The organism is Haladaptatus sp., assembly GCF_049589095.1.
Classification (GTDB): Archaea; Halobacteriota; Halobacteria; order Halobacteriales; family Haladaptataceae; genus Haladaptatus.
Window position 1 is genome coordinate 1 of the sequence record NZ_JBAWAC010000565.1, and the last position, 1,746, is coordinate 1,746.

At 58.9% G+C, this 1,746-nt stretch carries 1 pseudogene; it reads left to right on the top strand.

From position 1 onward, the window contains the following. Positions 1-1,746, top strand: a pseudogene (locus WBV42_RS17775) (hypothetical protein); the annotation flags it as partial.

Consider the following 1,746-nt stretch of genomic DNA (forward strand, 5'->3'; position numbering starts at 1 on the left):
ACGCAAGTCGGTCCAGCCGAGCACGCACTCCTCTTGGGGCGCTATTGGAGCGGGACGGAGCACTCCTTCGATGCCGACAGTGTGACGAAGGATGTCGATGCAGCAGTGTGGCCACATAGTGCCGAGGACGGCGACAGTCCACGTCCTGAAGCCGTGGATGCGACCGACACACCATCGACGGGAGTAGCAGACGTCACGACGATCAAAGCGACAACCGACGGCGGCACCGTCTCGCAACCAGTCGCGACGAGTACTCATGCCACCGAGGAGACCACGGAAGGGGCGTCGTTCCTCGCACGTGTCCGCGAAGGCCTGCTTGCACCACTCGCCAGCGACAAGAACGACACTGACGGCCTGGCTCACGATCGCGTGCAGGAACTCCTCGCGCCACAGACGTTCGATGCTCGCGATGGCTACGTTCGCACCGGTCAGCAGTACTGTCGAACCTACTGGATCGCCGATTGGCCAGTCGAACCCCAAGAGAAGTTTCTTGAGGAGATCTACACCATGAGAGGGGTGGATATTGACGTTTGCTTGGACGTGCGAGCACGGGACAAGCGAGCAACGGAACTCGAATTGAAAGACACAATCGGAGAGATCGACGCGAACATCGATGAGCGCAAAGACGTAAGCGACGTTTCCGCGATCCTCGTCGAGGACGACCTCGACCCGTACGTGAAGATGTACAAGCTGCTCCACCACACCCAAGCCCAACCCTGGGACTTGAGCGGGTACGTTACCGTGCATGCCGGGACGAGACAAGCACTCGATGAGGCCGAGGAGCGTATCGAGGAAGGGCTGGACAGCGAGGACGAACTAACGCTGGATATTGCTAAACATCGGGCGCTCGAAAGCGCCTGCGAGAAAGTGAGAGGAACGCTTGAGAGTGCCCCTGCTCATCTGACGGTGCTAGCCCCGGAGCAGCGCCAAGCCGAACTGTTCGAATCCTGTTCGCCCAACGGGCGGGACACGTTCGCCGATGTCTCCACACGCGAACGCTATTCACTGACGCTCTCGGGGACGATTGCGGCGGCGTTCCCGCCGGTGTCCGCGTACATTGACCAAGAAGACGGCGTTGAGCAGGGTCGAAACGTGCAGAACGGCAGCGAGATCATCAAGAATCAGTTCTCGGTTGCACCAGGCCACCGACTGACGATCGGGAGTTCCGGTAGCGGAAAGTCCTACCACGTCGGCAAGCAAGCGACGCGGTGGTATCTGGCGGGTGAAGATCGCACGCTCATCTTGTGCGATACGATGGGCGAGTTCGGGGGACTCGTCGAACTCATGAACGGCCAGCATATCACCGTGGACGGTTCGCAGACGATCAACCCACTCCACATCGAAGAGACGCCAGAGGACGTGCTTCGAGCATCGGGGAACCTGGATCCGTACGATATGAAATTCACCGAAGCACGCAACTTCATTCTCGATATGATCGGCGACGTGAACGGCGACTTTGCCCCGCTCGTCTCCGATGCGCTGAACGCTACCTACGAACAAGCAGGGATCCTGAAGAACGACGTCAGTACACACAAACCGGAGAATAGCCCGACGATGGCCAACTTCCGGGCTATCGTCAACGATATGGGCGAAAATCCGGGTGACTACGTCGATTCGGAACTCGAGAAGGCCCAAATCAAAGAAAACGCCGGCCCACTTCTTCGACGGCTCAGTGGCTTCAAAGAAGGCGGTGAACACGACGCCCTCGTCGGGAAGTCAGAAGCGCATATTCGCCCGAGTCAAGTA